This window comes from Actinoplanes sp. NPDC051861 (assembly GCF_040681145.1).
In the GTDB taxonomy this organism is placed as follows: Bacteria; Actinomycetota; Actinomycetes; order Mycobacteriales; family Micromonosporaceae; genus Actinoplanes.
This window is the reverse complement of sequence record NZ_JBFAYE010000023.1, coordinates 24,196-48,307: the sequence shown is the minus strand read 5'-3', so window position 1 is coordinate 48,307 and position 24,112 is coordinate 24,196. Positions and strand designations below refer to the sequence as shown.

Genomic DNA, 24,112 nt, shown 5'->3' with positions numbered 1-24,112 from the left:
AGGGATATCGCACTGTGAACCACTGGTCCACCCACCAGCTCACCGAGTTCTTCGCGGCCGTCTGCGCCCCGCAGGACGAGCGGTCCGCCGTGGCCGTCGCGGTCGAACGGGCCACCGAGGTGCTGGAGGCCGAGGTCGGCGCCGTGCTGCGAGACGGCCGGGTGGAGGTGGCGTGGGGCTTCGACCCCGGGGACACACTCGTCCCCGGGGCGGCCGTCCTCGAGGTGCCGGGCCTCGGTGACCTGCACGCCGCCACAGCGCGCTTCGGCACGGCCGCGGGCGGCGCGATGATGGTGGGCCGGGCCGGTGACCCCCTCGACCCGGAGGAGCGGCAGCTGCTGCAGGCGATGGCGCAGTGCCTCGGCCTCGCCCTGCAGAACCTCAGCCTGCTCACCGCCGAGCGCCGCCTGGTCGACTCGCTGCGCGAGGCCCGGCACGACTCGCTGACCGGGCTGCCCACCCGGGTGCTCTTCCTCGAGCTGGTGGCCGCCCGCCCCGGCTCCTGCGTGCTCTTCATCGACCTGGACCGGTTCAAGGCGGTCAACGACAGCCTCGGCCACCCGGCCGGCGATGACCTGCTCGGCCACGTCGCCGCCCGGCTCCGCGGCTGCCTGCGCCCGGGGGACACCGCCGCCCGCATCGGCGGCGACGAGTTCGCGGTCCTGCTGGGGGACTGCGACGCGGACCGGGCGGTCCCGATCGCGTGGCGGCTCATCGACGCGATCAAACGGCCGTTCCGGATCGCCGGCCGTGACGTGTTCATCGGCGCCAGCATCGGCATCGCGGCCGGCGCCGCGGACCCGGGCGAGATGCTGGGCAACGCGGACGTCGCGATGTACCGGGCCAAGAAGGACGGTCCCGGCAAGGTCGTGGTCTTCGAACCGCAGATGCACGCGGAGGCCCTGGCCCGCCTCACCCTCGACGGGGACCTGCAACGGGCGCTCGAACTGGGTCAGTTCCGGCTGCAGTACCAGCCGCTCATCCAGCTGGCGACCGGGCGGCCCGCGGGGGTCGAGGCGCTGGTGCGGTGGCAGAAACCCGATGAAGGGTACGTGTCACCCGCCGATTTCGTACCGCTGGCCGAGGAGACCGGTCTCATCACCGACATCGGCCGCTGGGTCCTGTTCACGGCCGGCGAGCAGGCAGCACGCTGGCGCCGGAGCATGCCCGGCCTCACCCTCAACGTGAACGTGTCGGGCCGACAGCTCACCGATCCACAGTTCGTGTCCGACGTGCAGCTGATGCTCGCCGAGTGCGAGCTGCCCCCGGCGGCGGTGACCCTCGAGCTGACCGAGTCGGTGCTGATGAGCGATCCGCGTACCGCGATCGCCTCCCTCTCCGACCTGCGAGCCCTCGGCGTGGCCGTCTCCATCGACGACTTCGGCACGGGCTACTCGTCCCTGTCCTACCTCCAGCAACTCCCCGTCGACGAGCTGAAGATCGACCGCGCCTTCATCAGCCGCGCCGAACCCACCCGCGAGGACCTGGCCGTCGTCCGCGCGGTCGTCGAACTGGCCCGCACCCTGCGCCTGCGCACCGTCATCGAGGGCATCGAGACCGAGGCCCAGCGCCGCGACATGCGCCGCCTCGGCTGCGACCTGGCACAGGGCTACCACCTGTGCCGCCCCCTGCACCCGGAGGACGTCCTCCCCGCCCTGATGCCGCCGGCCTTGGCGGCCTGAGCCAGTATGGGGCGGTGACCCCTGAGCGGCTGCGACGGTTCGAGGACAATCGGCGGCGGCTGTTCGGGGTGGCGTACCGGATGATGGGCGAGGCGTCCGAGGCGGAGGATGTCGTGCAGGACGCCTATCTGCGCTGGGAGCGGCACGACTCGGCGGTCTCGCCGGAGGCGTGGCTCACCAAGGTGGTCGTCAACCTGTGCCTGGACCGGCTGCGGTCCGCGCGGGTGCGGCGGGAGAGCTACGTCGGGCCGTGGCTGCCGGAGCCGGTTCTCGCGGACGGGCGGGCGCTGGACCCGGTGGAGACTGTGGAGCAGCGCGAGATGCTGTCGATGGGCATGCTGGTGCTGCTGGAACGGCTGACGCCGCCGGAGCGGGCCGTGTTCGTGCTGCGGGAGGCGTTCGGGCACAGCCACCGGGAGATCGCGGACGTTCTCGACGCCGGCGAGCCGCACGTGCGCCAGCTGTACCGGCGGGCGCAGCGGAACGTCGACCTCGACCGCACGCGTTTCCCGGCCGAGCCGGGGCAGCACCGCAGGCTGCTGGAACGGTTCATGGCGGCCACTCTGCGCGGTGACGTGCCGGCGCTGGAGGACATGCTGGCCGAGGACGTACGGGCCTGGGGTGACGGCGGCGGCAAGGCCCCGGCGGTGCGGCACCCGCTGGCGGGCCGCGACGAGGTGCTGCGTTACCTGCTCGCGCTGGCCAGGTTCGCCGGGCGGATCCGGATGACGCCGGAGGTCGTCAACGGCGAGACCGCCGTCGTGATCGAGTTGGACGGCGAAATGGCCGGGGTCACCGTCATCGAGTTCGGCGGCGACCGGGTCACCGCGATCCGCAGTGTGGCCAACCCCGACAAGCTCGCCTTCCTCAAGCGACAGAAAAAGATCTGAGCCGCTGTCACGAATCGCGTCCCTGCCCCGTTCATCCGGTGCCGAACGAGGAAGGGACCTCTCATGACGACTCCGCGCATCGCGGTTCTGGGCGCCGGCTACACCGGTGTGTCGATCGCCGGGCTGCTCGCCAAGCGCACCGGCGCCACCGTCACCGTGGTCAACGAACGGGACCGGTTCGTCGAGCGGATGCGCAACCATCAGCTCGCCGCCGGGCGCCGGCAACGGCATCTCTCGCTGCGAGACCTGTTCGACGGCACCGGCATCCGGCTGGCCGTCGGCCGCGTCACCCGCATCGACACCGGCGAGCGGTCGGTCCAGCTGAGCGGCGGCGTTGCGCCGATCGATTACGACATTCTTGTGTACGCGCTGGGCAGTCAAGCCGAGACGGACGCGGTTCCCGGTGCGGCCGAGCACACGTACGCGATTGGGGTCGCGGAGCGGGCCGGGCAGCTGCGCGAGCGGATGCGCACCGCCGCGAGCGTCACCGTGGTCGGCGCCGGCCCGACGGGGCTGGAGACGGTCACGGACCTGGCCGAGGCGTACCCCGATCGTGCCGTGCGCCTGATCGCCCGCGGGATGCTCGGCGACTACCTGTCCGAACGCGCCCGCGACCACCTGCACCGCGTCATCGACCGCCTCGGCGTCCAGGTGTCCGAGAACGCCGCCGTGGTCAAGGCCGACGCGGGCGGCCTGGTGCTGGCGGACGGCTCCCGCGCCGACGCCGACGCGGTCGCGTGGACGGCCGGTTTCCGGGTGCCCGGCCTGGCGCGTGAGACCGGCCTGGCCGTTGACGAACAGGGGCGCGTGGTCGTGGACGCGACGCTGCGCTCGGTGTCGCATCCCGAGATCTACGCCATCGGCGACGCCGCCGCCGCGCACACCGGTGACGGCCGGGTGCTGCGGATGGGCTGTGGTCCGGGGCAGCTCTCCGCAGCGTGCGCCTACCACGCGATCACCGCTCGGCTGGCCGGGCGCACCCCGGCGCCGCTGCGGGTGACGAACGACGCCCTGTGCGTCAGCCTGGGCCGTCGCGACGGCATCCTGCAGCCCACCGACCTGGACGGCCGCCCACGCGGCCGGGTGATCACCGGTCGTCCGGTGACGGCGCTGAAGAGGCTCGTCCTGTCGGTGAACGGCCGGCTCACACCGCGGTATCCGGGACTGGTCGTGGCCGGTGCACGGCAGGGTTGACGGTCAGACCGGTGTGATCGCGAGCATGTAGCAGCCGTAGGCCACGTTCCGGGTGTGGATCAGGGCCACCGTGGGGTCGGCCAGGATCTTCTCGATGTCCGCGACCGGGTCCTTGCCGTCGGTCAGTCCGGTGGCGGGGTGGATCCAGCCGCGGCTGTCGTAGGCGCGCAGCACCTGCTTGCGGCCGTACCAGTCCGGCGGGTAGGGGAGCGCGTCGGCCGGGCCGGGGCAGGGGAGGGCGTGGGTGAAGACCGCGCCGACCTCGCGGTACGGGCTCGGCGGCAGCGGCGGCTCGTAGTTGAAGAGCATCAGCTCCTCGCCCGCGGCGGCGTCGCGCAGGCAGCAGCGCAGGGGCTCGCCCCCGCCGGCGGTCACGGACTCGGCCTGGCCGGCGGCTCGGACGTCATCCAGCAGGGCGGCCGAAATCGGGTCGATACGGTAAGCGGTCATGCTGTCATCGTCGGCGCGCCGGCCCGCGTACGTCTGGCGGGAATCGGCCGTCGAGGATGAGCCGGGACGGCGGCGGGCGCGGTCTACTCCTGGGGACGAGGAGAGGGGATCGCGGATGAACGTCCTGATGGAGGGGATCTCGTTCGGGGAGTCGCCGCGCTGGCACGACGGGCGGCTGTGGTTCGCGGACTGGGGTGCGGGGCAGGTCATCGCGCTCGCCCGGGACGGCAGCCACGAGGTCGTGGCGAGCGTCGACTCCTCTCCGCTGTGCATCGACTTCCTGCCGGACGGGCGGCTGCTGATCGTCGACTCGGCGCGTCAGCGGCTGCTGCGGCGTGAGCGGGACGGGACCCTGAGCACCCATGCCGACCTGGGCGGTTTCGGCAGCACGCCGTGGAACGACATCGTGGCGGGCGACGGCGGCAACGTCTACGTCAACAACCTCGGGTTCGACTTCCCGGGAGGCGAGGTCAAGCCGGGATTCGTCGTGCTCGTCCGGGCCGACGGGAGCGTCGAGCAGGTCGCCGGCGGGCTCGCGTTCCCGAACGGCATGGCGATCAGCCCGGACGGGACGACGCTGATCGTCGCCGAGTCCTACGCCAACCGCCTGACCGCGTTCCGCATCGACGAGGGTGGCGGGCTCAGTGGGCGGCACGTCTGGGCGGAGACCCCTGATGATCATCCGGACGGCATCTGCCTCGACGCGGAGGGCGCTCTCTGGTACGCCGATGTCGGCAATCGGCGCTGCGTGCGCGTACGCGAAAAGGGTTTGATCCTGGAATCTGTGGATCTCGACCGCGGCGCTTTCGCGTGCGCACTCAGCCGGGGCACTGATCCGCGTCTGTTCGTTGTCGGTCAGCAGTGGGACGACACGCCGGAGCCCAGCGGCCTGGTGCTGACGTTTCCGGCTCCCGCACCCGGCGCTGGACGGCCGTGACCCGCACCCGGCCGGGCGCCCCGCTGCGGACGCCCGGCCGGCCCGGCGATCAGCGCTTGCCGACGGCGGTGGGCCGGACGAAGAAGATCACCCGGTCGCCGGCGTCCTTCGGCACGTCGGTGCCGAACGGCGCGTCGTAGCGCTTGGCCAACTCGACGAAGAACGCGCCGGTGGGGTCGGGCTCGATGCGCTCGACCACGCCGCGGATCTCGATGTAGCGATACGGGTTGTCGCTGTCGATGATGGAGATCGCCACGGCCGGGTTGGCCTGGATGTTGCGGAACTTGCGGCGGAAGTTCGTGTGGGTGAACTTGAGGAACTCGCCGTCCCACGCGTACCACATCGGGTTGTTCTGCGGGGTGCCGTCCTCGCGGACGGTGGCCAGGTCGGCGAAGAGGGGCCGCTCCAGCAGGTCGTGAAGCTCGTCAGGGATGATCTCGGGCAAAGCGCTCTCCAGTCAGATGGTTCCTGCCGATCACCCACAGCCTATTTCGTGTTGCCGGGCGGCATCGTGGTGCCTAGCGTCGGCACCGTGACGCGGGATCTTTTCAACGCGGCCGCGATGTACGACGACGACCGGTCTCGACTCCTCCGCCGTCTTCCTGGACCGGCCGATTCGAGGTGGCACGCACCGTCATCCGCGACGGCCGAGCGCGTCGTCAAACGGCTTTTCGGCTTCCCGGAGATCCGGGACTGGTGCCTGGCCGCCGGTTTCACAACCGTTCAAGGGTACGGGGAGAACGGCACCGCCCTCACCGTCGACGACCGCCGGATGATCGTTGTGGCGGGCCGTCAGGAGGCTTGACGAACGGGTCTCTCGGCGAGCCAGACGTCGGCCAGCTCGTTGAGCGGCACGTCGAGCGCCTGGCTGAGACAGACCACCACGCCGAACGCCGGTGCGGGCAGGCGGCCCGCCTCGATCTTGCGCAGGGTCTCGGGCGAGATGCCGGCCGCCAGGGCCACCTCGACGAGGCTCCGGCCGGCCCGCGCGGCCCGGAGGGCGACCCCGAGGCGCTGGCCCGCTGCGATCTGTTCGGCGGTGAGCGGTTGGCGAACCATGGCAGCAGCATATATCGCGTGGTATAAAAATACCGGTATAAAAATACCGGATCGAGGGGGAGTCTGTCGTGATCGAGCTCAAGTCCGCCGAGGAGATCGGCCGGATGGCGGTGGCCGGCCAGTTCGTCGGTGAGCTGCTCGCCGAGCTGCGGGGCGTCGCCGCGGTCGGCGTCAACCTGATGGACATCGAGCACCACGCCCGGCGGCGGATCAGGGAGCGCGGCGCCGACTCCTGCTACTGGGACTACGCCCCGTCGTTCGGCCGCGGCCCGTTCCGCAACGTGCTCTGCCTGTCCGTCAATGACGCGGTGCTGCACGGCCTGCCGCACAGCTACGTCCTGCGCGACGGCGACCTGCTCAGCATTGACATGGCGCTCGGCATCGACGGCTGGGTGGCCGACTCCGCCCTCTCCGTCGTCGTCGGCACTCCCGACCCGGACGACCTGAAACTCATCGAGGCCACCGAGGTCGCCCTCGAGGCCGGCATCGCCGCCGCCCAGCCCGGCGGCCGCCTCGGCGACATCTCCGCCGCGATCGGCGAGGTCGCCCACTCCTACGGATACCGAGTGAACAACGAGTTCGGCGGCCACGGCATCGGCCGCACGATGCACGAGTCCCCGCACGTCGCCAACAGCGGGCGCCCGCGTCGCGGCATGAAGCTCGAACCCGGCCTGACCCTGGCGATCGAGCCCTGGTTCTGCCGTTCCACCGACCGGATCAGGTACGACAAGGACGGCTGGACGATCCGCTCGGCCGACGGCTCCCGTACCGCGCACTCCGAGCACACGGTCGCGGTCACCCCCGCCGGCCCCGAGGTTCTGACCCGGCGTCCCGCTCGATCCGCAGATCCTGCTCCAGTTCCGCGATCAGCTCCCGCAGGTCGTCCAGCCGCTGACTGAGCCTTTTTCAACGTGGCGAGGGCCTCGGTTGCCGGCGCTGGAGAACGGCCCGGCAGCCTCAGGCCCGATGCCAGGTTGAAAATTGCTCACTGATCATGATCCGGTCGATCTCGTCGGGGACGCCGTCGTGGTCCTCGTCGGTGCCGAGGTGCTCGGTCATCTCGAGCCGGCGCGCCTCCTCCATCGAGTTGACGATGACGGCGATCAGAATGTTGAGCAGAAGATTGACCGTGATCAGCACATAGCTGACGTAGTAGACGAGCGTCCACGGTGACAACTCCATGCCCTGCTGAAGGAGATCCGGGAGCGTCTCCAGGGAGAGCAGGACGAAGAGCGTCAGGACGGCCTTGCCGATGTCACCGTAGTCGTCGGGCTGGCTCTCCCCGAAGATCAGCCAGCCTGCCATTCCGTACACATAAAGCGTCACCAGCGCCAGCGCGAGAAAGCCGCCGACGCCCGGCAGGCTGCGCAGCAGCGCCGTGACAATGGTCCGCAGGCCGGGGGAGAAACGACAGCCTATTCTTCGGCGATCGCGGCCATGACGGTGTCGGCCACCTGCCGCGCGCTCAGGCCGTCGGTGTCGATGCGGAGATCACCGAGCGAGGTCCGTTCCAAGGCTGCGGCTTCTGCCGCCGCACTCCGGGCGACTTCGGAGAGGTACGAGGAAAGCCTCCCGATCAGAGGATCGCCCGGCTGTGCCCAGCCGCCGAGGTGACGCCTGAGCTGGATCCGATCATGCAACTCGCCGGGCGAGGCGTGCAGGCGCGCCACGGTCAGCGTCGCGGCGGGCAGCGCCCGGGCGTAGGTTGCGATCGCCGCCGCGTCCTCGGCCGGCCCGACCATGGTGAGCGTCTCGGCGCCGGCCCGGTGGAACGTGTGCCACATGCCGGCCAGGATCCGCGCGCGCATCTCGTGGCCGCCCGGCGCGAACCCGATCTGGTCCAGGTCCACATAGGCGCCCGGCAGCCGCCGGAGGTAGACGTCGAATCCGGCGGTGGACTTGCCCACGCCGGTCGCGCCGCACAGCCAGAGGATCCGCCCGCCGGGCGGGTGCGGTATTTCGGGCGGCACTTGTTCGCCGGCGCTGTCCAGCCAGCCGGTCGTGCGTTTCTTCACCAGTGCGACCACCTCGGCCACGGTCAGGCCGCTGGTGTCGATCCCGTCGTCGTGGTCCGGAGCCGTCAGCGCCGCCTCGACGAAGCCGGCGCCGGCGTTGCGCCCGACCAGCCGGCGGCGCAGAACCTCGGGGGCGGCGCGCAGGTGGCACCGGGTCACGGTGAGGCCGGGCAGCCGGTCGGTCAGCACACCACGGCCGGGATCCACACATCCCGAGACGATCAGGGCCCTGGCGCCGGCGGCCCGGTGCCCGGCGGCGACCGCGACGAGGTTGTCGGCCGCGATCCCGAAGCGCCCCGGATCCCGCGCGGTCTCCGGGTAGCACATGTTGATCTGGTCGATGTCGACGAACCCGACGTCCCGCTGCTCCTCGCGCAGCGCCCAGGCAACGGTCGTCTTGCCCGCTCCGGGTGTTCCGGTCAGCCACAGCACCGGCATGCTCATCCCCGGATTGTCGTACCCGGCACGTACTCTCGGCGCGTGGGGGAACGAAAGATCGACGTCCTGGTGGTGCGGTGGTATGAGCGGGCCGGCCGCGATGACATCGCCGCACGGTGGCTGGACGCCGCCCGCGAGCACCTGCCCGAGGCGATGCCGCGCCGTTTCGGCGACACCGAGCCGCTGCGGGGCCGCCTGGACCGCGACGGCGAGGAGGGCTTCCTGCGCGCCTACGACAGCGCCGATTCCCTGCTCTTCATCAGCGGCAAAGGTCCCGTCCATCACGCCTCCCTCTCCGCCACCCGCCCTGGCTACTTCGGCCCGACCGTCGCCCACAGCCTCCACGCCGAACTACCCGCCACCGACCCGCGCGTGCACCGATTCGCGCGCGCCCTGCTCCACCCGTCGACCATCTACGTCTCCGCCTCGATCGAGGGCGGCGAGATCCTGGACGGCGACACGCTCTACGGCCCACCCGAACGCCCCGGCGAACCCTTCCTGGCCCCGGTCGGCGACTGGCTCGGCCTCCCGCCGCGGCCGCCGATCTGGTGCTGGTTCGGCCCGGCCTACCAGCGACTCGTCCGCCGCCAGGTGACCGGTGAGAAGGTGGCGGACGGCCTGTTCTGGTCCGGCGGCCCGTGGGTGCGAGAGCCCCTGCACGCCCGCCTCTCCGAACCGGACCCCAACCACAGGGCCGCACTTCGAACACCGCGCGGCCTGCGCCGCTCCACGTTGCAGATCATCATGGCGGGCCTGCACCGATGACCTGAGCACGCCTGCGGGTGGATCAGGCTGTCTGGCGGTAGGTGACTTTCAGCTCCGGGGTCCGGGTTTCGGTGCCCAGGTGGTTCTTGGCTCGGGCGGACAGGCGCCACTCCACCGTGACCGAGCCGCCCGGTGGGGGTGTCTGGGTCAGCTCGGCCGTCAGGTCCAGGGCCTCCAGCATGATGCTGGCCTCGCTTGCCTGCTGGCCGGGGGATCTCTGGGGGACGCTGCTGACGAAGCGAGGGTCGCGGACCTCGGGCTGGGAGACGGAGCAGGGGTCGCCCTCGCAGCGGGTGATGGTCGGGATCAGCCAGATCTCCAGGCTCTGAATGCCACTCTCCGGGTCCTTCGCGGACGCGGCCAGGTTCAGGTGACCGGTTTTGGCGTGCAGCGTCATCGACTGGGCGGAACCACCACCCGACACCGCCGCGCTCTCGCCTCCGCTCGCGGTGGCCGCTGCCTGGAGGGTCAGGGTCGGGCCGGTGCCGTCGGACTCCGGGATCGTGATGCCGCCCGAGTCCGACCCGGGGCGGCCGGGGCACGCGGACACGACAGGCAGGAGCAGGCACAGGGTCACCGCGGGCAGCGCACGTCGTAGCAGCACATCGACGACTCTCCGCCGCGGCGGGATCATGCAGAACCGAGCGGTCCTTGATCGGACAGGCGGGATCGGGCCTGGAGGTTGCCGAGAGCGAGCGCGCAGAAGTAGAGGACGGTCACGACCACCGCCCGCGGGAGGATGTCGGACAGGTCGCGGGTGGGGGTGGAACCGTTCGCCGACGAGAAGGCGACGGCTACCGGGTGCAGCGCGATCGAGATCAGCGCCGGGACCACGGAGACGACGGCGAGCCAGCGCAGGGGACGGCGGGCCGGGAGCCAGCGGGCGGAGCGGTGGCCGAGGCGGAACAGCAGCTCCAGGACGATGGGCAGGCCGATCAGGGTGGAGTACCGCAGGCTCATCGCGACCGAGTGGGCGGGGTCGTCGGCCGGCGGGGGGACGAAGCCGCCCACGACGCCCGCTACCACGGAGCTGACAAGCCAGGACAGAAGAGCCAATGCGAGGGTACGAGACGCGAGCCGGCCGCGGGACATCGGCGGCGGGGCCGGAGTCGCGGCTGAGTGGGCGCGCCTCCACGTCAGCCACGCGAGCGGGACGGCGGCTACGGCGGGTGTCCAGAACGCGGCCGCTGCCTCGCTCGCGCCGGCAGCCAGGAGGGCGAAGTAGAGCGGTACCAGGAGGACGACGATCAGGATCACGATCGAAGTATCCGAATGTCGCGCGAGATCCACAACGGGGAAGCGCTTTCTCGAACAGGCGCCTCGGAGGGTGGTGTGGCGCGACTCCGGCGGTTCCGGAACTTCGCCGGCCTCTTAGCTGCGACAAGCCTCTGAGCTGGGCTAATTCGGAACCGGTGCCGCAACCGGTTCCGGCCGGCCATTGACACTCTTCAAGAGCGATGCCACGGTGTCGGGCAAGAGAGCGCTTTCACAGGTTGTTCCCCACCTGGAAACAGCTTCGACACACCCCCGAGGAGTCCCGTCCATGATCGCTCCTGTTCGACAACCGGCGCGCTTACGCCGTACCCGTGCTGTTGCTCTTGCCGCAAGCCTCGCCGGCCTGATGGCCGGGTTCCTCAGCCTGACCACATCCCCGGCCTCCGCCGCTGAGGTCCTGGTCTCGCAGGGCAAGCCGGCGACGGCCTCGTCCACCGAGATCGCCGGCGCCTACCTCGCCGCCGAGGCGGTCGACGGCAACAACGGCACCCGCTGGGCCAGCGCGTTCTCCGCATCACAGTGGTTCCAGGTCGATCTCGGCACCGCCACCGCGGTCAGCCGGATCGCGATCAACTGGGAGGCTGCCTACGCGCGAGGCTTCACCATCCAGTTCTCGACGAACAACAGCACCTGGACGCAGGCCTACGCGACCACGACCGGTGGTGGCGGGCAGCAAAGCATCCCTGTCTCGGGCACCGCGAGGTACGTGCGGATCAACCTGACCCAGCGCGCGCTCGAGGCCTACGGGTACTCGTTCTGGGAGTTCCAGGTGTACACCGGCGACACCACGACGCCGCCGAGCACGCCGCCGACCAGCAACCCGCCGGGCACCGCTCGGCTGCTGTCCTATGCGAAGCCCGCGCAGGCTTCCACCTGGCAGAACGACGTGAACTGCAACCCGTGCAGCCCGGACAAGGCGTTCGACAACGACCCGGCCAGCCGCTGGGCGACCTCGTCGACGAACGGCTGGGTGGACCCGGGCTGGATCTCGGTCGACCTGGGCGCCACCGCTCAGATCAGCCAGGTCGTCCTGCAGTGGGACCCCGCTTTTGCGCGTTCCTACCAGATTCAGGTTTCCGGCGACAACGCGAACTGGTCGCCGATCTACACGACGACGACCGGTGACGGCCTCAAGGATGTTCTGAACATCTCGGGCACCGGCCGTTACGTCCGGATGTACGGCACCGCCCGCAGCAGCGTCTACGGCTACTCCCTGTGGGAGTTCAGCATCTACGGCACCGGCGGCAACCCGACGAACCCGCCCGCCAAGCCCGCCGACCCGGCCTTCCCGGCGACCCGGCTGGTGTTCTCGGACGAGTTCAACGGCGCCTCCGGATCCAAGCCGGACGGCTCCAAGTGGACGATGGACCCGGGTGTCCCGCAGAACGGCGAGATCCAGTACTACACGCCGAACAGCGAGAACGCGTCCATGAACGGCGCCGGCCAGCTGGTCATCGAGGCGCGGCGGCAGGACTACCAGGGCCGTCAGTACACCTCGCACCGGATGAACACCAGCAACAAGTTCAGCGTCCAGTACGGCCGTATCGAGGCACGGGTCAAGGTGCCGAAGGGCAACGGGCTGTGGCCGGCGTTCTGGCTGATGGGTGACGACTTCCTCACCGGGCGCCCGTGGCCGTACAACGGTGAGATCGACATCATGGAGGTCCTCGGGCGCAACACCAGCGAGGCCTACTCGACGCTGCACGCGCCGGCCTACAACGGCGGCGGAGGGTACGGCCAGAAGTACGCAACAGTGGACCTGTCCCAGGACTTCCACGTGTGGGCGGCCGAGTGGGACAGCAAGGGCATCCGCTTCTTCCTGGACGGCCGGCTGGTCTTCGACGCCAACAAGGAGACCGTGGAGAACACCCGCGGCCCGTGGATCTTCGACCACAAGTTCTACCTGATCCTGAACCTCGCCGTCGGTGGTGACTTCCCCGGTCCGATCGACGCCACGACCCCGTTCCCGAGCCGGATGCTGGTGGACTACGTCCGCGTCTACCAGTGAGATGAACGCTAGGGCGCCCTGGGACTTCAGGGCGCCCTAGTATTTTCGGCATGGCTGAGTGGATCTACTTCCTCCATCCACCGCGCACCGACTTCGCGGCGACCATGACTCCCGCGGAGCAGGAGGTCTGGGGCCGCCACTTCGAACGGCTGCAACGGCTGCTGGCCGAGGGCGTGCTGATCCTGGCCGGTCCGACGCTCGGTGAGACCAACACCGGGGTGTGCGTCTTCTCCGCGCCCGACGAGGACGCGGCCCGCCAGATCATGAACGACGACCCGGCGATCGCGAGCGGGTTCGCGACCGGCGAACTGCGCCCGTTCCGGGCATCGCTGCTGCGAGGGCGGACCAGCGTGCGCAGTCCCAGCCTCGTCATCGACTGCCCGGACGCGGGGGAGCTGGCCCGCTTCTACGCGGCGTTCCTCGGCTGGGAGGCGGACATCGACGACGGGTGGGCCGACATCCGCTCGGACAACGGGCAGTGCATCTCGTTCCAGCAGGTCGACGTGTTCACCCCACCGTCGTGGCCGGATCAGGAGCACCCGCAGCAGATGCATCTCGACCTGGTGGTCGAGGATCTCGACTCGGTCTCGGCCGAGGTCATCAGGCTGGGCGCCAGGAAGCACGAGCACCAGCCCGGCAAGCGGTTCCGGGTCTTCCTCGATCCGGCGGGGCACCCGTTCTGCCTCTGCCTGGACTGACCTAGGCGATCCGGTCGTCCGGTGCTGCGGCCAGGGCCTCGAAGCACGGCCGCAGCAGATCGGCGATCTGTTCCGGTGCCGCGTCCGCCAGGTGACCGAACCCGAGCAGGTACCGATCGATGATGATCCCGTGCACGATCGCACTCAGCAGACTGGCCCGCAGGTCCGCATCGGCGGCCGGGATCGCCGCGCTGATCTGTCCCAGCTGGGCGTGTGCGGCTGATCGGTAGCGGTCGGCTGCGCTCTGGTTGGTGAGCATCGAGCGCAGTAGCGCCAGCGATTCCAGGGGTTCGCTCTCCAGCCTGCTGGTCAGCGATGACAGCAGCGTCTCCACCATCTCGCCGGTCCGGGCGGGCTTCCCGGTCTGCGTGGGTTCCCCGGGTGGCGTGGGCTTCCCGGTCCCGGCGGGCTTCCCGGTCCGCGTGGGCTCCCCGGGCGGTGCGGGCTCTCCGGGCGGCGTGGGCTTTCCGGGCGGCGCGTGCTCCCCGGATGGCGCCTCCCCGGATGGCGCCTCCCGGGGTGGCGCCTCCCGGGGTGGCGCCTCCTCTGTGGCGCGGGCGAAGAGGTTCTCCTTCGAGCCGTAGTAGTGCATGACCAGGCCGGGATCGACGCCGGCGGCCTTGGCCACCCCGCGGATCGTCGTGCGGTCATAGCCGAGCTCAGCGAACAGTCCGCGGGCGGCGTCCAGGATGGCCTCTTCGGAGCGGCGGCGCTGTTCGGCACGGGTCGGGGGAGTCACGTGTTCATTCTACGGATGTTGAGCGAACGCCGCCTTCGTTCTACGGTCGTTGAATGACGACAACACGCAAAATCGTGGAACGAGTGCTCCGGGCCGGCCGCGACACGGACGTCGAGGCGATCGTGGAGTTGATGGCACCGGACGGCTACATCGAATGGCCGTACCGGCCGCCCGGTGTTCCCGCGCGAATCACCGGTCGTGCCGAGATTCGCGCGTTTCTCACCGAGGCGGCGCACGGTTTCATCAGGTTCGACGAATACAGAGACGTGGTCATCCACGAAACCGCCGATCCGGAGGTGGCGATCGTGGAGTACACGGCGCACGGGACCGTCCTGCGTACCTCCGCGCCCTTCGAGCAGACGGTGATCGCGGTGTTCCGGGTGCGGGGCGGCCTGATCGTGTCCTATCGCGACTACATCAACCCGCTGCCGCTGGCGGAGGCACTCGCAGGCCGTTGATCAGCACGCCGATCATGCGCCGAGCGTCGTACCGGGGGTCACGCCCGGCACCGATGCACAGGTTGCCGACGGCGTGCATCACCTCGACCGCCTCGTACCCTTGCTTGATCTCGCCCGAAGCGACCGCCGCGCCCAGCAGATCGGCGCAGACCGGGACGAGGCGGTCGAGGAAGTACGCGTGCAGCGACAGGAACGTGGCGTCGCCCGACTGCAGTGCCTCGGCCAGGCCGTGTTTGGTGACCAGGAAGTCGGCGAAAACGTCGATCCAGTGGACCAGGGCGGCGTGCGGACTGGCGGCCTCGGCCAGTAGTGCTGGTCCCGCCGCGGCGCACTCCTCGACCTGGTGCCGGTAGACGGCCACGACCAGATCGGCGCGCGTGGGGAAATGCCGGTAGATCGTGCCGACACCCACTCCGGCTCGTGCCGCGATGTCGCGTACCGGCGCGTCGACCCCCGCCGCGACAAACGCCGCGGCCGCCGCCTCGAGCAGCGTCTGTTCGTTGCGCCGCGCGTCGGCCCGCTTGGCCATGGGTTACCTCCGTCACACCACGGGCATAAACGGAACCATGTTCCGTATCGTCGTCTGTGGCGGAACGCGGTTCCGCTTAGCCCATGATCTCAGGGAGTTGCCACCATGCACCACCCGACCCCCGTCCTCTCCATCGCGCCGATCGACCTGCCCGCCGTCCAGGTCCGCGCCTCCGCTCCCGCCGCTCCCGCCGCCGCGACGAACGCCGCCGCGACGAACGCCGCCGCGACGAACGCCGCCGCGACAAACGACGGTGCGACAAACGACGCCGCGACAAAAACCGGCGCCGCACTGCCGCTCATCGTCTTCTCGCACGGATTCGGCCAGTCCATGCGGGCCTATCAGCCGCTCGCCGACCACTGGGCGGCCAACGGTTTCGTCGTGGTCCAGCCCACCCACCTCGACTCCCGCACCCTGGGAGTCGGCCCCGACGACCCGCGCTACCCGGACATCTGGCGCATCCGCGTCCAGGACCTGCGGCACGTCCTCGACGAACTCGACCGGATCGAGGCCGCCGCCGGAGTTCGCATCGACCGCAACCGCATCGCGGTCGCCGGCCACTCCTGGGGCGGGCAGACCGCAAGCATGCTGCTCGGCGCGAGGGTGGCTGGTGACGACGCGGACTTCACCGATCCACGGGTCAAAGCCGGCGTACTCCTGGCCACAACCGGAACCGGCGGCCCGGACCTGACCCCGTTCGCCGCGGAACACTTCCCGTTCATGAGCCCCGAGTTCGGCGGCATGACGACTCCCGCGCTGGTGGTCGCGGGCGACAAGGACCAGTCGGCCCTGTCGACCCGGGGCCCGGACTGGTTCACCGACGTCTACCACCTGAGCCCCGGCCCGAAGGCCCTCCTCACGCTGTTCGGCGCGGAACACTCACTCGGCGGGATCGTCGGCGAGTCGGTCACCGAGACCACGGACGAGAGCCCTTCGCGCGTCGCCCTGATCCAGCGGATCACCACGGGCTACCTGCACAGCGTGCTGGGGCCGGCACCCGCCGACTGGACCGAGCAGTCCGAACTCGGAGTCATCGAGTCCAAGTGAGCCACTTGCTCGCATAGTCAGATCATCTTTATATTGGCGCTCATGCGCGAACCCACCTTCTGGATCCTGACGGCCCTGGCGGCTGTGCCCCGGCACGGTTACGGCGTCATCCGCGAGGTCGAGACCCTCTCCCAGGGCCGGATCAGACTCCAGGCGGGCACGCTCTATGCCGCGCTGGACCGCCTGTCCGCCGAGGGCCTGGTAGAGCTCGACCGAGAGGAGACGGTGGACGGCCGGCCGCGCCGTTACTACCGGCTGACCTCCTCCGGCGCGACGGCTCTCGACGAGGAGGCGACACGTCTGAAGGCGGGCGCCGAGGCCGCATCGGCCCAGCTGGCAGCCCGCCGCCGGTTCGGGCTGGGGTTGTCGTCATGAGCGATCGGCTGGCGCGGCGTTACGCGATCCTGCTGCGGGTCCTTCCACCCGGCGCGCGGCGAGCCGAGATGCTGGGGACGCTGACCGAGTGCGCACCGCCGGGCCGCACGCGACCCACGCTCCGGGAGTTTTTCAACATCATTGCGTACGGGCTACGCGCCCGACTGGGACGACCTGCCAGCCGCGCCGTCGTCGTCCTGGCCGGGCTCGTAGCCGTCGCATCCGGGCTGCTCGGCGCGGCGGGCGCGGCGGCCGCCGGTTGGACCGTCGCCCCGTCCCTGGCCTCCCATGCCGCCATCGGCACCACCGTCTTCCCCGGCCTGCAGGTGTTCGGAGGCGGTGACTCCGAACCGTTCGTGTCCTCAGGCGACGGCGAGTCCACCATCTACGGCTACGTCGACTACTGGGTAAAGAACACAGACGAGACACGAGATGTCCGGACATATGCTGGCGGTGCGCGTGACCGGCTTGAGGCAGCCGGGTGGGACGTCCGCAGTGACGTGATCTTCTCGCAGGAGGTGGCATCCGAGCCCCCCACCTCGACCGCGTCCTTCTGGGCGACGAAGGGCGACCTGGTCCTCTCCTACGAGGGCGTCTACTGGGAGAACCGCGCCTGGTACGACTCCGACGGCGCAGCCAGCTACACCCTCTCCCGATCCGCACCCTGGTGGCTGACCGCCCTCGCCGTCACCGGTTTCACTCTCGGCGCCCTTTTCGGCTGGCTGCTCACCGGCTGGGCCAGCCGCCGAACCGAGCAGAAACCGTCACGATCGATACCCGCGTCCGCCCTGGCCTGGACCGCAACCCTGCTGACCCTGTTCACCACCCTGATCGGCGCCCTGTGGTCCTGGAACCCCGACCGCCCCGGCGACGAGGTCATCTGGCTGGGCCTCCACACGCTGACCACCCCAACCGGCGCATTCATCCTGCTGCTGGCCCTCACCGCCCTGGCCGCCGTAACCCTCCGCGCCCTGATCCCCGGCGCTCTGGCCCTCGTCGTAGCCGGCGGCGCAACCTGGTGGCCAACCGCGGCCCTGGCCTCCTGCACCCCGTCCGGCCCACCCGCCCCGGCCCCGGCCTCCGCCGTCACGCACAGCCGCCTAGCCCACGTCTACATCGCGCAGAACTCGACAACCGACCAGCGAAACCTGGCCGAAGCCGCCATCTTCAGGGTCTGGGGCACACGATCGCTCTGGTTCCACTACGACCCGACAGATCCGGAATACCGAACCGCCTACTGCAACGGCGGCCACCTGACCACCGACTCCGGAATGCGCATGCCCTACTTCTGGGACGTCGGCCTCTCCAGCCCAGGCGTCTTCCCCGCCCTGCAAGCCGAACTGACCCAAATGCCCGGCATCCTCGCCGTCCGCCAAGCCCCGGAGTAGCCCGCCCCGCCCTCGCCCCCGCCCGGCGCGACCGCCCACTCGTCCCCACACCACCTCGCGCCGCCACCTCGCGCCGCCACCTCGCGTCGCGCCGTCGCCTCGTGCCGGCCTCGTCGCGCCGTCACCTCGCGCCGTCGCCTCGTGCCGGCCTCGTCGCGCCGTCACCTCGCGCCGGCCGCGTCACGCCACGCTTGGCCGTGTCCCGTCCCAGCCCGGATCCGCAGACCTCGGGCGGGCGAGCCGCTCCCGCCTGGTTCTGATGCCCATGATCGCTAAGTGTTCTGGCTCATCATTGACCACACCTCACAGATCTTGGGCGTCTTTGCTGCGAAGGTCCCTCGGCGCCGGCGGCGGACGACGGCCTGGGGTGTTCAGCGGGTGCGGCGGTAGCGGCCCGGTGCCAGGCCGAAGCGCCGTTTGAAGGCGGCCGCGAAAGCGAACTCCGACGCATAGCCGACCTGGGCCGCGATTCCGCTCAGCGGTGTATCGGTGCGGCGCAGCAGGCCGGCGGCGACCGTCATGCGCCACCAGGTCAGGTACGTCATCGGCGGCTGACCCAGCACCTCCGCGAAGCGGCGCGCGAAAGGTGCCCGCGACAGCCCGGCCTCGGCGGCCAGTGAGGCGACCGTCCAGTCGTGGGCGGGTTCGCGGTGTATCGCCTGCAGGGCCGCGGCGGTGACCGGGTCGGCGAGGGCTGCCGCCCAGCCGGTCGGGTGGTCGCCGCTCAGCCAGGTTCGCAGGAGATAGACCAGCAGCGTGTCGAGAAGTGCCGGGATCAGCGCCTCGGTGCCAGGCCCGGGGTGGGCCAGCTCGCCGGCGAGAAGGTCCATCGTGGCCCGCAGATGCGGGTGCCGGCCCAACTCGGCAGGAACGTGGATGAGGTCCGGCAGATCGCGCATCAACGGATGCACAAGGTCAGGGTCCAGCTCATAGGCGCCGCAAAGCGTGACCGCGACGCCGGCAAGAGCGCTGCCGGCCGACCCTGCGACTGCGCGGCGCGGCTGGCCGGGCGAAGGGGCGGCTGAGCCGGCGACCGCGGGGTGCACCTGATCGGGCGGGGCGGTGGGTGGGTTCGTGGGGGAGCCGACGACCGCGTAGCGGGGCAGGTTCACGAGATCGGACGGGGCGCAGGGTGGGGTTGCCGAGTGGGTGGTGGGGGCGTCGGCGAGGGTGTGGCTGTCGCCGTGGGGGCGGAACACGATGTCGCCCGCGGCCAGGGGGAGGGGAGCGGCGTCAGCGCGCAGAAGTACGCACGAACCACGTAACACCACGTGGAAACCGGCGGAACCGGGGACGGCTGCGAACTCCTGGGCCCACGGCGCGTGCCAGGTCACGAGCGCGGAGCGCACGCGGCCGGTTCGCATCACCGCCAGTACGTCGCTGAGGACATCCATGCGCGCAGCATACTGATGGCGAGACGATCACGTATAAAACCGGGATCCGAGCGCATGGATCATCCTGGGTGGGACGCTTACGGTCGGTGCATGAGGGCGATGCGCATGCATGAGTACGGCGGAACCGACAAAATTCGACACGACGAGATCGATCGGCCGGCTCCGGGACCCGGTGAGGTGCTGGTGAAGGTGGCGGCCACGTCGTTCAACCCGTCGGAGATCGGGTTGCGCCGGGGACTGCTCGCCGCGGTGATCGAGCTCGATCTCCCGTACGTCATGGGTTGGGATCTGTCGGGAACCGTGACCGGAACGGGTGAGCGAGTCATCGGCCGGCTCGATGGTGGCGCAGCCGCCGAGTTCGTCGCCGCACCCGCGAACCTGCTGGTCCGCGCCCCGAAGAATGTCCCGCTCGCCGATGCCGCAGCCCTGCCGATCGCCGGAGTGACCGCGTGGCAGGCCGTTTTTGAGCATGCGAACGTCAAGCCCGGCGACCGCGTGCTGATCAACGGGGTGGGCGCGATCGGCCGCTACGCGATCCAGCTGGCCCGGCATGCCGGCGCCCATGTGATCGCGAGAACGCGCAATGTGGACGCCGCGCGAGCCGCCGGCGCCCACGAGGTGGCGGACCCGGCAGAGCCGCAGACCGCCGCCGCCCATGCGTTGGGGGACGCGAGAAAGCCGCGGGCCTCCAGCGTTCCCGCGGTGGCGGACGCGAGAAGGCCGGTGGCGGATGCGGGAAGGCCGGTGGCGGAGCCGACGGAGCCGCGGGCTGCTGACGCCGATGCGGTGGCGGAACCGATCGAGCCGGTCGACGTGCTGATCCACCTTGTTCCGGCGCCGCCGCCGATCGGGTGGCTGCGGACCGGTGGCCGGCTGGTCTCCGCCACGACGCCGGCGGCCGAGTTGCCGGACGGTGGGATCCACTTCGTCGTGCGCAACGACACCGCTGACCTCGCCGCGCTGGTGGAATTGGTCGAGGCCGGGATCGTCACGGTCGACGTGGCCGGGCGGAGGCCGCTGGCCGACCTGCCGGACGTGCATCGCGAGGCCGAAGCGGGGCGGTTGGCGGGGAAGACCGTGCTCCTGGCCTGAGCCTGCGGCCGCAGCGGTTACAGCACACCGGTGGGCAAGCCGGTGTCCAGGGCGTGCAGGGCGTTCTTGACGCGCGGCGGAACGTCCACGGTCACGTCGCTGAGGATGCCGTCGTCCGGCTGTGTGCTGGGTTTGTCGGCCGGTGTGTCGGTGGGTCTCTCGGCCGTGCCCGCCTCCGCCGGGACGCACAGCAGCAGGGCTCCCGCCGCCGCCATGCCGACCAAGCCGACTTTCACAGCCTTCTTCACGTTTCTTCCTCCTCGTGCCCGATTCTGCCGGGCACTCTATGGGAAACACGGACGTTATGGGTTGTTTACCCGATTTGGTCGCTCCGCGTTTCTCTCCGGTCGCGCCGTGGCCCTGGGACCGGGATCCCAGGGCCACAAAGGCACTCAGGTACGGAACGGTCCGGTGACGCAGTAGGTGATTCCGCCCGACGACGAACCCGACGTCCCGCGCTGCGAGGAGAAGTACAGGCGATTGCCGGCCGGTGTGAACGCCGGGCCGGTCAACTCCGACGAGCCCTGGCCGCTGACCCGCAGGAACACCGAGATCTTGTCGTCCGGAGTGATCAGGCAGATCTCCATGTTTCCGCCGTCCTCGGCCACATAGAGATCGCCGAACGTCGAACCTGTCACGTTGTCGACACCCGTCAGCGGCGCGGTGCCGGGGGTGACCAGGTTGTCGTCGTACGCAAGCTCATATGTGCCGGTCAGCAGATTGACCTGCCAGACCCGGTTGTCACCCTTGGTCGTGAACCACACCGTGTCGTTCGCGTAGTGACACCCCTCGCCGCCGTTGAACGACTTCGACCCGGACACCTGATTGCGGGTCTGCGTCGGCGAACCGTCCGGGTCCGGCACGTTCTGCCAGGTGAACGAGCCCGACGTCGCCGTGCCGGCCTTGAACACCTGCAGCGTCCCCGAGGACAGGTCGCCCCAGGTCGTGGGGATGAACCGGTAGAACCGGCCGTCCGTCTCGTCCTCGGTCAGGTAGATCACCCTGCGGACCGGGTCGGCCGCGGCCGCCTCGTGCTTGAACCGGCCCATCGCCGGCCGGACGACCGCGGTGCCGCCGAGCGGGTACGTCTCCCACACCCGCCCGAGCGAGACCTCCTCACAGGACAGCCAGGTGTTCCACGGGGTCTTGCCGCCCGCGCAGTTCTGATTGGTCCCGCTGAGGATCCGTGACGCGCCGGTGACGTTGCCGCTCGCGTCGAAGAGGATCCGCGACGCCCCGCCGCCCGCCGAGGAGGACACCTCCGAGTTGGACACGTAGATCCATCCGCTGCCGTTGGGGATCACCGCCCCGCCGTCGGGCGCGTCGTGCCAGGTGTACGACGTACCCGGCACCACCTGCCGCGACCGCGCGATCACCCGGCTGGTGAAGCCGGCCGGCAGCTGGATCCCGTTCGCGTCGGCGGCCTGGAGTGGCCCGTACGGCCCGGTCGCGTTCTGTGCCGGTGCGGCGTACGCGGCCGACCACGCGGTAAAGGGCAGGGCCAGACCTCCCGCTCCCGCCATTGTGGCGCGCAGCAGTGATCGCCGGTCCATGGAACCTCCTGGATTTCCCGTTCGAGGGGTGAGGTTCCAGATAGCCGGGCGTTGCTGTCCGGCGGCCGAGTGCGCGGTGAACGACCAGGAAAATCAGCGAGTATCAATGAGGAGGTCGAGCTGGTGCCGGACGGCGGCGGTCACGCGCTGTTCCTCCCCGGTCGCCAGCAGGTCGAGCAGCCCGCCGCGGAGCACGGCCAGGACCAGGGTGTGGCGGACCGAGCGGTCCGGACCGTCCGGTTCGGCCGCGGCGAGGAAGCCCAGCCAGTCACGCACCGTGGTCTCGGCGAATCCGGCCCACGCGCCGCCCGGCTCGACGAGTGATCGCGCGTAGGCCTCCACCCAGAGCCGCAGCAGCGGCCGGTGCTCCTCAGCCGCGAGCCACGCCCAGACCCGCTCCGCCGCGGACATCAGGCCCAGGGGCCCACCGCCGTCCCGCAGAAACCGCAACTCGTCCTCCCGTGCCCGCGCCAACAGTGCGCGAACCAGGCCCTCCTTGCTGCCGAACAGATAGATCAGCACCCGCGGGCTGGACCCGATCGCGGCCGCGAGAGGCCGTAGCGACACGTCGGCGAGCCCGTTGGCGAGCGCGTACCGATATGCGGCCTCCAGCAACTCGGTCTGGCGGGCGGAGGACATGAGGAGTAGCTTACCGTTACTGAAACGACCGTTTCAGTGGGGTGGGAGTCAGCATGACGCAGCAGACGACAAGGGTGACGGTGCGCCGCGCGGACCGTCCCGGCGACCTCGGCTGGGCGGTGATGGCGCACGGCGAGATCTACCACCGCCAGTTCGGATACGACATGGCGTTCGAGTCGCTGGTCGCGGGCATCGTCGGCGACTTCGCCACCGATCACGACCCGGCCCGCGAGGCGATCTGGATCGCCGAGGTCGACGGCGTCCGCGCCGGCTGCGTCATGCTGATCGCCGACGCCGAGCCGGACACCGCCCGCCTGCGGATCCTGCTCGTCACACCGGTCGCGCGGGGTCACGGCATCGGCTCCCGGCTGGTCGGCGAGTGCCTCATGTTCGCCCGCGAGGCCGGATACCGCCGGATGGTGCTCTGGACCACCGACGATCAGACCGCCGCCCGCCGCATCTACGAGAAGGCCGGCTTCACGCTCAGTGCCGAACGGCCGGAACACCGCTGGGGTCACGACGTGATCGCCCAGGACTGGGCGCTGAACCTGACCTGACGGCCTGCCCGGCGGAGGCCAGCAGCGCCAGCTTCTCCGCGTCGGCCGACCCGGCGTCCGGGTGGAACACGACCAGCATCAGCGCGTCGGTGCCGCCGATGCTCAGCCGCTCCCGGTTGAGGGTCAGCTCACCGACCTGCGGATGGTTGATCCGGATCGGCGTACCGCGCTGGCCGCGCACCTCGTGCCGCGCCCACAGCCGGCGGAACCGGGGACTCGCCAGCGAGAGCTCGCCGGTGAGCTCGATGAACCGCGGATCGTCGATGTCGTTGCCGATCGCCTGCCGCAGGTTGGCGACGAAGCACTCCGTGACGTTCTCCCACTCCGGGTGCAGTGCCTGTTCCGCCGGATTTAGGAACAGGTCGCGCAGTTGATTGCCGCCCGCCGCCAGGCCGGGCGAGAGCGCCCGGGCGAGATCGTTCGACGCCAGGATGTCGAAATACCGGTCCTCGATGAACGCGGGCTGGGTCAGGGCGTCCAGCAGTTTCAGCGCGCCGGGCGGCGGGGTCTCCCGGCGGGCCCGGCGCGGGTGTTTCCGGGAGACCTCCGAGACCAGCGTCAGCAGATGCGCGAAGTGGTCCTCGTCCAGTTGCAGCACCCGGGCGATCGACTCGATGACCTGCAGCGACGGGTTGCGGTTGCGCCCACGCTCCAGGCGCAGGTAGTAGTCGGCGCTGATCCCGGCGAGCATGGCCACCTCCTCCCGCCGCAGCCCGGGCACCCGCCGCACGCCCACGTCCGGGATGCCCGCCTGCTCCGGTGTCACCAGCTCGCGGCGGGCGCGCAGAAAGGCGCCCAGGGCATTCGTCTCGCTCACCCGACCAGCGTAGGTCGCCGCCCGCACGACAGAGGGGGTCCTCTCATACCCCTGGCACGGCAGTCACTGGTTGGTGCCGCGAGCCCCGCCTAGCGTTCCCGGCGGCACAAGCG

29 protein-coding genes are annotated in these 24,112 nt (G+C 70.3%); 15 read left to right on the top strand and 14 right to left on the bottom strand.

Going from position 1 to position 24,112, the window contains the following annotated elements:
* Positions 1-14 precede the first annotated feature (14 nt).
* The 3 genes from AB0M02_RS38620 (at position 15) to AB0M02_RS38610 (ending at position 3,766) form a co-directional block, all read left to right on the top strand.
* The gene (locus AB0M02_RS38620; RefSeq protein WP_364236499.1) at positions 15-1,682 is read left to right on the top strand and encodes an EAL domain-containing protein; all 1,668 of its coding nucleotides are present in this window, start codon (positions 15-17) and stop codon (positions 1,680-1,682) included.
* Between the two features lie 14 nt (positions 1,683-1,696).
* On the top strand, positions 1,697-2,572 hold the full coding sequence (locus tag AB0M02_RS38615; protein WP_364236497.1) for an RNA polymerase sigma-70 factor: 876 nt from the start codon (positions 1,697-1,699) through the stop codon (positions 2,570-2,572).
* 63 nt (positions 2,573-2,635) lie between these two features.
* Positions 2,636-3,766 carry an FAD-dependent oxidoreductase gene (locus AB0M02_RS38610; RefSeq protein ID WP_364236495.1) on the top strand — a complete coding sequence of 377 codons (1,131 nt, stop codon included), beginning with the start codon at positions 2,636-2,638 and terminating at the stop codon, positions 3,764-3,766.
* A 3-nt stretch (positions 3,767-3,769) separates the two neighbouring features.
* Here the strand turns inward: AB0M02_RS38610 and AB0M02_RS38605 are convergent, their stop codons facing one another.
* Positions 3,770-4,216, bottom strand: a complete 447-nt coding sequence (locus tag AB0M02_RS38605; RefSeq protein ID WP_364236492.1) for a DUF1203 domain-containing protein — start codon at positions 4,214-4,216, stop codon at positions 3,770-3,772.
* A gap of 115 nt (positions 4,217-4,331) precedes the next feature.
* Here AB0M02_RS38605 and AB0M02_RS38600 point away from each other — a divergent pair, with 115 nt between their 5' ends.
* Entirely contained in the window at positions 4,332-5,153 is an 822-nt protein-coding gene (locus AB0M02_RS38600; protein WP_364236490.1) for an SMP-30/gluconolactonase/LRE family protein, read from the top strand.
* A 49-nt stretch (positions 5,154-5,202) separates the two neighbouring features.
* On the opposite strand, the gene AB0M02_RS38595 is transcribed toward AB0M02_RS38600, so the two are convergent.
* On the bottom strand, positions 5,203-5,598 hold the full coding sequence (locus AB0M02_RS38595; RefSeq protein WP_364236487.1) for a PPOX class F420-dependent oxidoreductase: 396 nt from the start codon (positions 5,596-5,598) through the stop codon (positions 5,203-5,205).
* An 87-nt stretch (positions 5,599-5,685) separates the two neighbouring features.
* Between AB0M02_RS38595 and AB0M02_RS38590 the strand changes: the two genes are divergently transcribed.
* Positions 5,686-5,958: a hypothetical protein gene (locus AB0M02_RS38590; protein ID WP_364236485.1), complete on the top strand. Its 273-nt coding sequence runs from the start codon at positions 5,686-5,688 to the stop codon at positions 5,956-5,958.
* Here AB0M02_RS38590 and AB0M02_RS38585 read toward each other — a convergent pair.
* Positions 5,946-6,212 carry a helix-turn-helix transcriptional regulator gene (locus AB0M02_RS38585; protein ID WP_364236482.1) on the bottom strand — a complete coding sequence of 89 codons (267 nt, stop codon included), beginning with the start codon at positions 6,210-6,212 and terminating at the stop codon, positions 5,946-5,948. The two genes, AB0M02_RS38590 and AB0M02_RS38585, sit on opposite strands and share 13 nt — an antisense overlap.
* A 68-nt stretch (positions 6,213-6,280) precedes the next feature.
* Between AB0M02_RS38585 and map the strand changes: the two genes are divergently transcribed.
* Positions 6,281-7,111 carry a type I methionyl aminopeptidase gene (gene map, locus AB0M02_RS38580; protein WP_364236479.1) on the top strand — a complete coding sequence of 277 codons (831 nt, stop codon included), beginning with the start codon at positions 6,281-6,283 and terminating at the stop codon, positions 7,109-7,111.
* A 58-nt stretch (positions 7,112-7,169) separates the two neighbouring features.
* Here the strand turns inward: map and AB0M02_RS38575 are convergent, their stop codons facing one another.
* Both AB0M02_RS38575 and AB0M02_RS38570 read right to left on the bottom strand, forming a co-directional pair.
* Entirely contained in the window at positions 7,170-7,631 is a 462-nt protein-coding gene (locus AB0M02_RS38575) for an ion transporter (RefSeq protein ID WP_364236740.1), read from the bottom strand.
* Positions 7,628-8,671 carry an AAA family ATPase gene (locus tag AB0M02_RS38570; RefSeq protein WP_364236477.1) on the bottom strand — a complete coding sequence of 348 codons (1,044 nt, stop codon included), beginning with the start codon at positions 8,669-8,671 and terminating at the stop codon, positions 7,628-7,630. The genes AB0M02_RS38575 and AB0M02_RS38570 overlap by 4 nt, the downstream gene beginning before the upstream one ends.
* Before the next feature lie 36 nt (positions 8,672-8,707).
* Here AB0M02_RS38570 and AB0M02_RS38565 point away from each other — a divergent pair, with 36 nt between their 5' ends.
* Positions 8,708-9,430: a hypothetical protein gene (locus AB0M02_RS38565; RefSeq protein ID WP_364236474.1), complete on the top strand. Its 723-nt coding sequence runs from the start codon at positions 8,708-8,710 to the stop codon at positions 9,428-9,430.
* Between the two features lie 22 nt (positions 9,431-9,452).
* Here the strand turns inward: AB0M02_RS38565 and AB0M02_RS38560 are convergent, their stop codons facing one another.
* Together AB0M02_RS38560 and AB0M02_RS38555 are read right to left on the bottom strand one after the other, a co-directional pair.
* Positions 9,453-10,034, bottom strand: a complete 582-nt coding sequence (locus AB0M02_RS38560; RefSeq protein ID WP_364236472.1) for a hypothetical protein — start codon at positions 10,032-10,034, stop codon at positions 9,453-9,455.
* Positions 10,035-10,060: 26 nt separating this feature from the next.
* Complete coding sequence (locus AB0M02_RS38555) at positions 10,061-10,687, bottom strand: hypothetical protein (protein WP_364236469.1); 627 nt, start codon at positions 10,685-10,687, stop codon at positions 10,061-10,063.
* 286 nt (positions 10,688-10,973) lie between these two features.
* Here AB0M02_RS38555 and AB0M02_RS38550 point away from each other — a divergent pair, with 286 nt between their 5' ends.
* Together AB0M02_RS38550 and AB0M02_RS38545 are read left to right on the top strand one after the other, a co-directional pair.
* A complete protein-coding gene (locus AB0M02_RS38550; protein WP_364236466.1) occupies positions 10,974-12,713 on the top strand; it encodes a discoidin domain-containing protein in 1,740 nt (579 codons plus the stop codon).
* Between the two features lie 50 nt (positions 12,714-12,763).
* On the top strand, positions 12,764-13,411 hold the full coding sequence (locus tag AB0M02_RS38545) for a VOC family protein (RefSeq protein ID WP_364236464.1): 648 nt from the start codon (positions 12,764-12,766) through the stop codon (positions 13,409-13,411).
* A 1-nt stretch (position 13,412) separates the two neighbouring features.
* On the opposite strand, the gene AB0M02_RS38540 is transcribed toward AB0M02_RS38545, so the two are convergent.
* Complete coding sequence (locus tag AB0M02_RS38540; RefSeq protein WP_364236461.1) at positions 13,413-14,150, bottom strand: TetR family transcriptional regulator; 738 nt, start codon at positions 14,148-14,150, stop codon at positions 13,413-13,415.
* Between the two features lie 53 nt (positions 14,151-14,203).
* Between AB0M02_RS38540 and AB0M02_RS38535 the strand changes: the two genes are divergently transcribed.
* Positions 14,204-14,608: a nuclear transport factor 2 family protein gene (locus AB0M02_RS38535; protein WP_364236458.1), complete on the top strand. Its 405-nt coding sequence runs from the start codon at positions 14,204-14,206 to the stop codon at positions 14,606-14,608.
* Here AB0M02_RS38535 and AB0M02_RS38530 read toward each other — a convergent pair.
* Entirely contained in the window at positions 14,568-15,137 is a 570-nt protein-coding gene (locus AB0M02_RS38530) for a helix-turn-helix domain-containing protein (RefSeq protein ID WP_364236455.1), read from the bottom strand. The genes AB0M02_RS38535 and AB0M02_RS38530 overlap by 41 nt on opposite strands.
* Positions 15,138-15,242: 105 nt before the next feature.
* On the opposite strand from AB0M02_RS38530, the gene AB0M02_RS38525 reads away from it, so the two are divergent.
* From AB0M02_RS38525 to AB0M02_RS38515, 3 genes are read left to right on the top strand one after another with little or no spacing between them, the layout of a single operon-like run.
* On the top strand, positions 15,243-16,184 hold the full coding sequence (locus AB0M02_RS38525; RefSeq protein WP_364236452.1) for an alpha/beta fold hydrolase: 942 nt from the start codon (positions 15,243-15,245) through the stop codon (positions 16,182-16,184).
* Positions 16,185-16,226: 42 nt separating this feature from the next.
* A complete protein-coding gene (locus AB0M02_RS38520; RefSeq protein ID WP_364236450.1) occupies positions 16,227-16,559 on the top strand; it encodes a PadR family transcriptional regulator in 333 nt (110 codons plus the stop codon).
* Entirely contained in the window at positions 16,556-17,947 is a 1,392-nt protein-coding gene (locus tag AB0M02_RS38515; RefSeq protein WP_364236447.1) for a hypothetical protein, read from the top strand. The genes AB0M02_RS38520 and AB0M02_RS38515 overlap by 4 nt, the downstream gene beginning before the upstream one ends.
* A gap of 371 nt (positions 17,948-18,318) precedes the next feature.
* On the opposite strand, the gene AB0M02_RS38510 is transcribed toward AB0M02_RS38515, so the two are convergent.
* The gene (locus AB0M02_RS38510; protein ID WP_364236444.1) at positions 18,319-19,341 is read right to left on the bottom strand and encodes an AraC family transcriptional regulator; all 1,023 of its coding nucleotides are present in this window, start codon (positions 19,339-19,341) and stop codon (positions 18,319-18,321) included.
* A gap of 90 nt (positions 19,342-19,431) precedes the next feature.
* Here AB0M02_RS38510 and AB0M02_RS38505 point away from each other — a divergent pair, with 90 nt between their 5' ends.
* Entirely contained in the window at positions 19,432-20,433 is a 1,002-nt protein-coding gene (locus tag AB0M02_RS38505) for an NADP-dependent oxidoreductase (protein ID WP_364236441.1), read from the top strand.
* Between the two features lie 17 nt (positions 20,434-20,450).
* Here AB0M02_RS38505 and AB0M02_RS38500 read toward each other — a convergent pair whose 3' ends face one another.
* The 3 genes from AB0M02_RS38500 to AB0M02_RS38490 all read right to left on the bottom strand — a co-directional run bounded on the left by AB0M02_RS38500 (position 20,451) and on the right by AB0M02_RS38490 (position 22,625).
* On the bottom strand, positions 20,451-20,681 hold the full coding sequence (locus tag AB0M02_RS38500; RefSeq protein WP_364236438.1) for a hypothetical protein: 231 nt from the start codon (positions 20,679-20,681) through the stop codon (positions 20,451-20,453).
* Positions 20,682-20,825: 144 nt separating this feature from the next.
* Entirely contained in the window at positions 20,826-21,986 is a 1,161-nt protein-coding gene (locus AB0M02_RS38495) for an alkaline phosphatase PhoX (RefSeq protein WP_364236436.1), read from the bottom strand.
* A 93-nt stretch (positions 21,987-22,079) separates the two neighbouring features.
* Positions 22,080-22,625 (bottom strand): TetR/AcrR family transcriptional regulator, encoded by a 546-nt coding sequence (locus tag AB0M02_RS38490; RefSeq protein WP_364236433.1) that lies wholly within the window; start codon positions 22,623-22,625, stop codon positions 22,080-22,082.
* A gap of 53 nt (positions 22,626-22,678) precedes the next feature.
* Between AB0M02_RS38490 and AB0M02_RS38485 the strand changes: the two genes are divergently transcribed.
* Positions 22,679-23,182: a GNAT family N-acetyltransferase gene (locus AB0M02_RS38485; RefSeq protein ID WP_364236431.1), complete on the top strand. Its 504-nt coding sequence runs from the start codon at positions 22,679-22,681 to the stop codon at positions 23,180-23,182.
* Here the strand turns inward: AB0M02_RS38485 and AB0M02_RS38480 are convergent.
* A complete protein-coding gene (locus AB0M02_RS38480; protein ID WP_364236429.1) occupies positions 23,109-23,999 on the bottom strand; it encodes a helix-turn-helix transcriptional regulator in 891 nt (296 codons plus the stop codon). The two genes, AB0M02_RS38485 and AB0M02_RS38480, sit on opposite strands and share 74 nt — an antisense overlap.
* Positions 24,000-24,112: the final 113 nt, after the last annotated feature.